This window comes from Microbacterium sp. 22296 (assembly GCF_052045385.1).
Classification (GTDB): Bacteria; Actinomycetota; Actinomycetes; order Actinomycetales; family Microbacteriaceae; genus Microbacterium.
The window spans coordinates 56,223-65,872 of record NZ_JBQEOS010000013.1 but is presented as its reverse complement, the minus strand read 5'-3'; the positions used below and the strand labels follow the sequence as shown (position 1 = coordinate 65,872).

General features: G+C 71.6%; 9 protein-coding genes and 1 pseudogene. 5 read left to right on the top strand and 5 right to left on the bottom strand.

Annotated features, from left to right (window positions below; translation table 11 throughout):
• Nucleotides 1-239: pseudogene (locus tag ACTJJP_RS16760) on the bottom strand (Asp23/Gls24 family envelope stress response protein); the annotation flags it as partial.
• A gap of 322 nt (nt 240-561) precedes the next feature.
• On the opposite strand from ACTJJP_RS16760, the gene aqpZ reads away from it, so the two are divergent.
• Together aqpZ and ACTJJP_RS16750 are read left to right on the top strand one after the other, a co-directional pair.
• The gene (gene aqpZ / locus ACTJJP_RS16755) at nt 562-1,377 is read left to right on the top strand and encodes an aquaporin Z (RefSeq protein WP_440776123.1); all 816 of its coding nucleotides are present in this window, start codon (nt 562-564) and stop codon (nt 1,375-1,377) included.
• Nucleotides 1,378-1,574: 197 nt separating this feature from the next.
• On the top strand, nt 1,575-2,285 hold the full coding sequence (locus tag ACTJJP_RS16750) for a TetR/AcrR family transcriptional regulator C-terminal domain-containing protein (protein ID WP_440776122.1): 711 nt from the start codon (nt 1,575-1,577) through the stop codon (nt 2,283-2,285).
• Between the two features lie 352 nt (nt 2,286-2,637).
• Here the strand turns inward: ACTJJP_RS16750 and ACTJJP_RS16745 are convergent, their stop codons facing one another.
• Together ACTJJP_RS16745 and ACTJJP_RS16740 are read right to left on the bottom strand one after the other, a co-directional pair.
• Nucleotides 2,638-3,345 carry an SDR family NAD(P)-dependent oxidoreductase gene (locus ACTJJP_RS16745; protein WP_440776121.1) on the bottom strand — a complete coding sequence of 236 codons (708 nt, stop codon included), beginning with the start codon at nt 3,343-3,345 and terminating at the stop codon, nt 2,638-2,640.
• Nucleotides 3,346-3,540: 195 nt separating this feature from the next.
• Nucleotides 3,541-4,047, bottom strand: coding sequence for a pyridoxamine 5'-phosphate oxidase family protein (locus ACTJJP_RS16740; protein ID WP_440776120.1), 507 nt, complete (start codon nt 4,045-4,047; stop codon nt 3,541-3,543).
• A gap of 244 nt (nt 4,048-4,291) precedes the next feature.
• Between ACTJJP_RS16740 and ACTJJP_RS16735 the strand changes: the two genes are divergently transcribed.
• The 3 genes from ACTJJP_RS16735 (at nt 4,292) to ACTJJP_RS16725 (ending at nt 7,866) form a co-directional block, all read left to right on the top strand.
• Nucleotides 4,292-5,293 (top strand): alpha/beta hydrolase, encoded by a 1,002-nt coding sequence (locus tag ACTJJP_RS16735; RefSeq protein ID WP_440776119.1) that lies wholly within the window; start codon nt 4,292-4,294, stop codon nt 5,291-5,293.
• 354 nt (nt 5,294-5,647) lie between these two features.
• A complete protein-coding gene (locus tag ACTJJP_RS16730; protein ID WP_440776118.1) occupies nt 5,648-7,024 on the top strand; it encodes an amidohydrolase family protein in 1,377 nt (458 codons plus the stop codon).
• Between the two features lie 47 nt (nt 7,025-7,071).
• Entirely contained in the window at nt 7,072-7,866 is a 795-nt protein-coding gene (locus tag ACTJJP_RS16725; RefSeq protein WP_440776117.1) for an alpha/beta fold hydrolase, read from the top strand.
• Between the two features lie 68 nt (nt 7,867-7,934).
• On the opposite strand, the gene ACTJJP_RS16720 is transcribed toward ACTJJP_RS16725, so the two are convergent.
• Nucleotides 7,935-8,258, bottom strand: coding sequence for a hypothetical protein (locus tag ACTJJP_RS16720; RefSeq protein WP_440776116.1), 324 nt, complete (start codon nt 8,256-8,258; stop codon nt 7,935-7,937).
• A 107-nt stretch (nt 8,259-8,365) separates the two neighbouring features.
• Nucleotides 8,366-9,583 (bottom strand): MFS transporter, encoded by a 1,218-nt coding sequence (locus ACTJJP_RS16715; RefSeq protein ID WP_440776115.1) that lies wholly within the window; start codon nt 9,581-9,583, stop codon nt 8,366-8,368.
• Between the last annotated feature and the right edge of the window lie 67 nt (nt 9,584-9,650).

Sequence of the window (9,650 nt, the reverse complement as noted above, 5' to 3'; positions counted from 1 at the left end):
TCGGTGGCGTTGATCGCGTCACGGATGGCACCGAGCGCACGGGCTCCGCCGCCACCGAGCGCGTAGACGCCGGTGACCTCACGAGCCGCGATACCGGCGACCTTGCCCACGACGCCGTCGGCGATGTGGGTCGAGCCGGCGGCGTGGGCCTCCTGGCCGCGTCCGGACAGCGGACGGTTGACGCGGGATGCCGCCTGGGGGACGTTCTGCGCAGCGGGGGTGGTGGCGTTGTCAGCCATGAGTGATTCCTTTTCGACGGGGTTCACCCGGCGGTGCCGGGGCGGCGCGATCGCCTGCAATCACAAGACGTACCGGGCCGAGCTTTCGTCACGTGGGGGTTGCGCGGCGTGCGCCGATATGTATCTCGGCGAATAGGCTTACGGCGTATATCCCCTTGCTGGTGCGGATGTCAATCCGCCGACGCCGCCGTTCGACAGCGCCACGCTGGACGAGTGACGGCAGTGTCCGGCCTCTCATGGCGCGCGTGACGATCGATCGTCCGCCGACGTCTACAGGGCGACGCCGGCGCCTGGCCGGCCATCGAAAGGAGTCACCACCGCCATGGGTAAGAAGAAGCAGGAGACGAAAAGCGAACCCGTCCGGGTCGCCGATTCGACCGTCGAGCAGCGTCAGCAGGACGCGCGCCAGTGGTCTTCGATGGCGCGGTACGGCGCCGAGGCTTTCGGCACGTTCCTCCTGGTTCTCGGCGGGGTGGGAACCGCCCTGTTCGCCGCCAACTTCCCCAGCGCCGACGACAATCAGGCCGGCGTCGGCTTCCTCGGCGTCGCGCTGGCCTTCGGGTTGACGCTCGTGGCCGGCATCGCGGCGGTGGGACACATCAGCGGTGGCCACTTCAATCCCGCGGTCACGCTCGGACTCCTCGTGGCCGGTCGTACCGACGCCCGTCACGTCCCCGGCTACATCCTGTCGCAGCTCGTCGGCGGCATCCTGGCGACGAGCGTCATCGCTCTCGTACTGAGCGGGCGTCCCGACGGATTCGCGACCGCGCAGCAGGCCGGCTTCGCCTCGAACGGTTTCGGTGAGGGGAGCCCGGGCGGCTACGGACTCGCCGCGGTCTTCGTCGCCGAGGCGATCCTCACGGGAATCTTCATCGCCGTGATCCTGTCGGTCACGGCCAAGAAGGAGTACGCGACCTTCGCGCCCATCGGCATCGGCCTGACGCTGACCCTGATCCACCTCATCAGCATCCCGATCAGCAACACCTCCGTGAACCCGGCGCGCTCCATCGCCACGGCGGTCTACGGCGGCGCGCTGCCGGTGTCGCAGCTGTGGGTGTTCATCGTCGCCCCGCTCGCAGGCGCGGCGGTCGCGGGTCTCGTGGTGCGCGTGCTCGGGCGACGGGTCGTCGGTTCGTGAGCGACAGCCTCGACGCGGGGCGGTGACAGGCAGGGTCCGGGGACTCATCGGGGTGTCCCCGGACCCGTTCTTCGCCCGCTGACCGCTCTCCCGGTCGGTGCCGCCCGCGAGTACCGCATCGCGGCAGCGCTGCGCAACCAGCCGTCGTCCCTCAGTGCTGAGGCCCACCATGGAATCTCCACGAGAGGGAGAGGGACATGGACGAGCCGATCGACGCGACCCGGGCCTTCGCCCCCCGGCTCACGCGCGAGTCCATCGTCGCCTCGGCGCTGGAGCTCATCGACCGCGACGGGCTGAACGGCCTGTCGATGCGCAACCTCGGCAAAGAGCTGAGCGTCGAGGCCATGTCGCTCTACCGCTACGTGAACGGCCGCGAAGACCTTCTCGAGGGTGTCGTCGATCTGCTGATGAGCGGCCTCACCGACGCGCTCTCGGAGGCCGCCGGTGACCAGTGGCAGCGGTTCCTGCAGGTCACCGCGCACGAGGTGCGACGCATCGCGGTGGAGCACCCTAAGGCATTCCCCCTGATCGCCACCCGGCATCCCGCCGCTCCGTGGCTGCGTCCCCCGCTGCGCAGCATCGAGGTCGTCGAGATCTTCCTGGCGACGCTCATCGGCTTCGGATTCACCGACGATCAGGCCGTCGGCGCCTACCGGTCGTTCAGCAGCTTCCTCCTCGGCAACCTGCTGCTCGAGTCCGCGGTGCGCGGCGGCGAGACCTCGCCCGCCGATGAGCCCCTCGACGAAGGGGGAGCGGACATCCCGCAGGGCGACGGGTCGATGAGCCTGGCCGGTTCGCCGCACGTTCAGCGACTGCGGGGGATGCTGAGCGAGAACCACGCCGAGGACGAGTTCGAGGAGTCCCTCGAGGCGCTGCTCGACCGCCTCGATCGCCAGCTCTCGCAGTGACGCGGCGCCCTGCGCCCTGCGCCCTTCGCCCTGCGTTCCGCTGAGGAACGGCATCCGCGGGGGCAAACGCTGTGACGAGGCGTTTCTGCGCGTGGATCGCGTTTCTCGTGCAGATAGGCCGTGGCGTGGGCGCCCGTCGTTCTGCCGGGGAGCGGTGGCGCGAGCGTCTCTCGTTCCGCTGAGAAACGGCATCCGCGGGGGTAAACGGTGTGACGAGGCGTTTCTTTGCGCAGATCGCGTTTCTCGGGCGATCAGCGACCAGCCACGAGCGCCAAGCACCAAGCGCCAAGCGCCAAGCACCAAGCGCCAAGCGCCAAGCGCCAAGCGACAGCGCCAACGACGCGCGACCCGCTCAGTGCATGATCATGCCGCCGGTGACGTTGATCGCCTGTCCGGTCAGGTATCCGCCGGCGGGTGAGGCGAGGAAATGCGTCACCCCGGCCACGTCCTCCGGAATGCCGAGCCGACCCAGCGGCGACTTCGCGCTCCACGCGGCGACATCTTCCGCCGATCGGGTGTCGGCGCCCATGTCGGTGAGGACGTACCCGGGGCAGACGGCGTTGACGGTGACGCCGTGGCATCCCCATTCCTGCGCTCCCGCGCGGGTGAGCGCGACGACAGCGGCCTTCGACGCGGCGTAGTGGCCCTCGCCGCCGCCGCCCTGTTTCGCGGCCATGCTGGCGATGTTGACGATCGAGCCGCCGCGCGCTTCGAGCATGACCGGGGCCACGGCCTGCATGGTCAGCAGGGTCGCTCGAGCGTTGATGTCGAGCACGCGGTCCCAGTCGTCGACGGTGATGTCGAGGAGGGGAACGTGCTGAAAGATGCCCGCGCAGTTCACGAGCACGTCCACGCCGCCCAGCTGCCCGACGGCCTCGTCGATCGCGCGTCGGGTGTCGTCGGGATCGCGAAGGTCGACGGGGAAGAACACGGATGCCATGCCCTCGGCCGGGGCGCGACGATCGAGCACCACGACCCGGGCGCCGTCGGCGAGGAACCGTTCGACGATGGCGGCGCCGATGCCGCCGGATCCGCCCGTGACGATGACGCGCTGAGACATGGCTGCCCTTTCCCGGGACGTCGGGTACGCCCCGGCCGCACCGTACGCCCGGCGGTGGACGCCCCGACGACGACGCTGTTTCGGCGACGTAACGGCTGCGCCGGGTCGGTGCTGCACCGGCACCGCGAGGGCGCGGGGCGCTGCGGACCGTCCTGCGCGGCGGGGGAGGACGGGATGCCGCGAGCGGGCCTCCGCCTACCGTGTCGGCGCCTCGGCCAACAGCTCCCAGACGCGCGCCGCATCCACCTCGAGGCGCGCGTCGGTGCCCCGAGAGCGCCACGCATCGCGGTCGAAGACGTAGGCGCGCACCACGTCGAGCACGTACAGCCGCTTCTGCGGGACGCCGGCGAGGGCCGCGACCTCCGCCTCCCGCTCGGAGTCGCCCACCGCGTCCCGGAGCAGCCGCGCGGCGAGGATGTCCCGCGCGCCCGTGGCGTCCACCTCGCGAGCCGCGAAGGCGAACTGCACGCCGTCGGCGTCGGCGACCGTCGCGGCCGAGTCGTAGACGACCCCGGAGGCCCGGCCCGACGCCGCGATCGCCCGCGCGTGCCGCGACTCGCGGTCGGACTCGACGTACAGACCGCGGGGGAGCAGACGGTACTGCGCGGCGGCCGTCCACGGTCCCTCGGCGTCGGCCGTGCCGATGACGACGAAGCGCTGTTCCGCGAGGATTGCTGCCGCGCGCTGCACCGGGGTGATCATGCCGACATGGTGCGCGGCGTGGGCGACGCCGGTGTTTCCGCGGCGTAAAGCTTCGTCGTTCGGGGCCGGGTCGGCGGCATCCGGCGTCATACGCTCGGGTCAGCCGTCCCTCACCCGCCCATTCCGCCCTCCCGCCCCGCCGCCCCGGTGTTTCGCCACCCCGCCGTCTCGCTCTCGACCGGCCGGTGCGCCCGCTCCTCCGACGAGTGTCCCGTTCCCTCGGAGATCGAACAGAAAGACCCCCGTGACCGATACCGTGCACCCGGCCATCACCGACCCCCACGTGCGTGCGCACCTCGAACGCCTCGCCGCGCAGGCGGGCACGATCCCCTCCGGGGCGACGGATGCCGACGGCGACGACGGCGCGCGCGTCGCTGAGCTGCGCGCCAACCCGTCGTGGATCCGGCTCCCCGACGACGAGGTCGTCGAGTCGATCGACACGGATGCCGAGGGTCTCGCGCTCCGCCTGTACCGTCCCCGCGCCGGATACCGCGGCACGCTGGTCTTCGCCCACGGCGGCGGCTGGGTCGCCGGCGACCTGGACAACAACGATGCCCTCTGTCGCGCGCTCGCCGCCGCCACCGGGAGTCAGATCCTGAGCGTCGACTATCGCCTGGCGCCCGAACACCCCTTCCCCGCGGGTCTCGATGACCTGGACCGCGCCCTGCGTTTCGCCGCCGACGGTGCGGGCGGGTTGGTCGATCCGACGTTGCTGGGCGTCGCCGGACACAGCGCCGGCGGAAACCTCGCCGCGGCTCTCGCACTGCGCTCCCGCGACGGTCGGGCGCCCGGCATCCGCTGTCAGGTGCTGCTGTGCCCGGCGCTCGATGCGCCCGACCCCTCGCGCCCGAGCTACCGCGCGCACACCGAGAACCTGCCGCTGACCTCGAGAGGGATGCAGTGGTACTGGGGGTTGTACCTCGGCGCCGCCGCGGGGGCGGCCGTCCCGACGGGCGCCGAGGCCTCGCCGCGGTCGGATGCCGCGGCTGCGGTGCCCGTCGAGGCGGCGCCGCTGCGGGCGCCGGAGCTCGCCGGTTCGGCACCGGCCGTGATCGTCGCGGCGGCCGTCGACCCTCTGTCGGATGAAGCGGAGGCGTACGCCGACCGTCTCGCGGCATCCGGTGTTCCGACGACCTTCGTGCGCCGTGAGGGCGTGCCGCACCTCTTCCTGGTGTTCCCCTCGACGCCCGCGCGCGACGAGGTGCTCGCGCAGGTCGCGCCGGCTGTGCGCGCGGCGTTCGGCTGAGCTGCCCGACCCGCGTCCCACTTGTGGTGGGTACGGCGGCTCGCAGCCAGCGCTTTGTGGGACATGCACCGCTAGAACGGGGACGAGGTTGCTCTGCTCTGGCCTGCCCGACCCTCGTCCCACTTGTGGTGGGTACGGCGGCTCGCAGCCGGCGCTTTGTGGGACATGCTCCGCCCTAACTGGGACGAGGTTGCCTCGCCCCGCCCGACCCGCGTCCCACTTGTGGTGGGTACGGCGGCGCGCAGCCAGCGCTTTGTGGGACATGCGCCGCCATAACGGGGACGAGGTTGCCCGCAAACAGCCCGCCCCACGCCCGGAACACCGCGGAAACACGCCATTGTTACCGTCATCAACATGTCGCTTCTGGTCACGAACGCCCGCCTGATCACCGTCCCCGCCGGTACCGACGACCCCGGCTACATCGAGCGCGGGTACATGCTCGTCGAGGGTGGACGCATCACCGCGATCGGCGCCGGCGACCCCGATCCGGGCGTCACGGCCGACGAGATCCTCGACGTCGCCGGCAAATTCGTCGCCCCCGGCTTCGTCTCCTCGCACAGCCACCTCTTCACGAGCGGCTCGCGCGGCCTCGGTGTCGACCAGACGCTCTACGGCTGGTGCACGTCGATGTTCAGTGTGCTGAACAACGCTTCGCCCGACCAGATCTACTGGGCCACTCTCCACGGCTCGCTCGACTTCCTCGCCAACGGCGTGACGACGGCCTACAACTTCACCGACCCGCTGCTGCCCTGGGAGCCGATGGTCGAGGGCAAGCGCGCTGACGGCGGCGGAGTCCTGCGCGACCACGCGTGGCACACCCGCCAGGCCGACGGATGCCATGACGCGGGTCTCCGCTTCGTCGACTCCATCGCGCTGGATGCCACCGTCGGCACCGACGAGGAGATCTTCGCCCGCTTCGAGGCCTCCCTCGACCACGTTCTCGCGATGGACCCCGACATCGCCCTCGGCGCTTCGATCATGGGGCAGGTGCAGTGGTCGACCAGGCCCGACGCCGCCGAGATTGAGGTCGCGGTCATGGACCGCTTCGGCGTCACCAACCAGGCCCACTTCCTCGAGACGTACGAGGCGATCGAGCACCAGCAGACGAAGTTCCAGCTGTACAAGAACGCCGGGGCGCTGCGCCCCGGCATGATGTTCGGCCACTTCATCCAGACGACGCCCGAGATCATCGCGGATGCCGCCGCGGGCGGCGCCAGCATGTCGTGGCAGCCGGCATCCAATGGGCGTCTCGCATCCGGGATCGCGCACGTGCCCGAGATGCTCGAGCAGGGCATGAAGGTCGGCATGGGGCTCGATGACCAGGCCTGCACCGACGTCGCCGACCCGTGGCAGAACATGCGGATGGGCATGTTCATGCAGCGCGCCCGCACCCACGACCCGCTGTCGATGATGCCCGAGCGCGTGCTGCGCCTGCACACCCTCGGCGGCGCGGAGATCATGGGCGTCGACGACCGCGTCGGCAGCCTCGAGGTGGGCAAGTTCGCCGACTTCGTGGTCGTCGACCCGCGGCTTCCCGACGTCGGTCCGCTGTGGAACCCGGTGCGTAGCTACGTGCTCGCGTGCGGCCTGCGCAACCTGCAGCAGGTCTACGTGGGCGGCAAGCTCGTCAACGACCGCGGCGTCTCGACGAACCCGCTCGCCGAGGAGGCGTCGCGCGTGCTGCACGAGGAGCTGCCCGCCCTCGCGGAGGAGTTCGGCGTCATCCTGTAGCCCGTGCCCGCCTCGCGCCCGCGCGCCGCGCGTGCCAGCGTGAAGGCATGCGCCGCACCATCGCCGGACTCGACGTCCACACCTCCCACGACGACCTCGCCGGCCGCGACGTGCTCCTCTGGTACCACGGCTCCCCGCAGACCGGGGCGATCCTCCCACCCGTGCGGGCCGCGGCCGACGCGCACGGCCTCGCGGTGGTTTCGGTCGCCCGACCCGCATACGCCGGTTCGCCGCGACGGGCGGGGCGCACCGTCGCCGACGTCGCCGTGGGGCTGCGACCGGTGCTCGAGCGTTCGGGCGCGGCATCCGTCATCTCCGTCGGCGCGTCCGGGGGCGGTCCGCACGCCCTCGCGTCCGCGTGGGCGATGCCGGAACTCGTGCGTGCGGTGATCACGTTCGCCTCACCCGCGCCGTTCACCAACGACGACGCGTGGTTCGCCGGCATGCAGGCGCCCGGTGGTCTGCGCGCCGCGGCCGAGGGCGAAGCGTCGCGCCGACGGTTCGCCGAGACGGACGTGTTCGATCCGGAGCAGTTCGTGGATGCCGACTTCGCGGCGCTCGAGGGGGAGTGGGCGCCGCTCGGAGTCGATGCCGGCGCCGCAGGAGCCGACGGCCCCGACGGGCTGATCGACGACGACCTCGCCTTCACCCGGCCGTGGGGTTTCGCGCTCGCCGAGGTCTCGGCATCCGTGCTGCTCGTTCAGGGCGGGCGCGACCGCGTCATTCCTTCGTGGCACGCCCGGATGCTGGAGGTCGCCCTCCCGCACGCGACGCTCGACCTCCATCCTGACGACGGCCACGTCTCGGTGCTGCGCCACCTCGGCGCTTCACTCGATCGTTGAGCGTCCAGAACGGTCTGCGTGCGAGCGTCCCCGACGGTGCATCACGGACACGCGACGCAGCGTGGATCTCACGGGTTCAGACGGCTCACCCCGTCGATGACCATCAGCCGCGAGGAAAGCTCGTCGGCGGCGGCGCCCATCGTGGCCGCCGCCGCGATGAAGATCGACACGGCGATGACGGCGAACAGGGGGATCTGACGCCAGCGGCGGGACAGAGCAGTCAGGGCGAGGGTGACCGTCACGCTCAGGATCGCGACCGTCTGTCCGGCGACCGTGGCGAACGCCATTCGCATGGCGGATTCCTGCGTGAGCGGTCCCCAGCTGTTGCAGACGATGTTGAGCGCCATCGGGATGAGGACCACCCCGACGATCAGGATGAGTCCGCGGCTCACGGACGTTCGCCTCGACGGTGAGGCGGGGGACGTGGTGGTCGCGGGAGCCGGCTTCATTGCCTCACGCTATCGGGCCCCCCGAGCTGTCGCCACGGTCGAGGGTCAGGTCACCGCCCCCGCCGCCCCATCCGCAGCACAGCCTCACCCACCGCCGCGATTGCCGCGGCGAGAGCCAGCGACACCGCGATCGTGACGAGCGCCTCGGCGGGGCCCGTGGCATCCAGGGCCGCGCCCGCGACGACTCCGCCGATCGGCACGCCGAGCGACATGGCCGCCGTCGGATACGCGAGGGTCTCGGTGACGCGGCCCTCGGGGGCGCGGGCGGATGCCACGAGGATCCCCGACACCATCACCGGCGATACCGCCAGTCCGAGCAGCAGGATCACGCCGAACAGCACCGGCACCGAGCCCTGCGCGAAGGGGAGGGCGACGGCGACCGCCGCGGCCAGCGCGGCGAAGCCGATGTAGCGGGCGGCGGGAGAGAGCTTCCACGTCCGTGCGCCCGTGATGACCGAGCCGATCGCGATCGCCAGCGCCAACGCGCTGAACGCCGGACCCGCGAGCCACGGGCGTCCGCCGACCTCCGCCCACCCGACGACGCCCACGTCGAACGCGCCGAACACCCCGCCCAGCGCGACGCAGGCGAGGGCGATGGGCACGACTCCGGCGGGCGGCAGCACCACGCCGCTTCGTCGGCTGCGCGGCGTTGCCGTCGGCTGCGTACCCCGCTGCGAGGCGAGCCACACGCCGCCGATCACCCCCAGCCCGAGCGAGCCGAGCATCGCCACGGCCGGGTCGATCGCCGCGGCGACCGCGGTGATCGCGGGCGGACCCGCGATGAACACCATCTGATCGGCGATCGTCTCGAGCGCCAGGGCGGCGGTCCGCTGCGACGGCGGGGCCAGCACGGTCCAGCGTGCGCGCACGGCCGAGGTCAGGTCCGGCGTGGCGGCGCCGGTGACGAATGCCGCGACGAGCCACGTCCAGAACGGCGCCCCCGTCAGCACGAGGGCGAGCAGACCGGATGCCGCGAGCACGAGGCATCCGAGAGACACCAGGATGACGCGAGCTTGACCGTGCCGATCCATGCGCGACGACCACAGGGGAGCGGCGACCGCCATACCGATCACGAGCGGGGCGACCACGAGCCCGGCCGAGGCGAAGCTGCCGGTTGCGGCCGAGACGAGCAGGATGATGCCGAGCGAGAGCGTCGCGCGGGGGAAGCGCGCGAGGATTCCGGCGGCGACGAAGCTGCGCGCGCCCGGTAGCCGCAGCACCTGCCCGTAGGCGCGGACGCCCTGCCCGGTCTCGGCGGCGACGCTCACGCCGTCTCCCTCGACCCGCGCGTGACACAACGCAGGAGATTCGAGCGGCGCGCGGCGGGACGCCGCG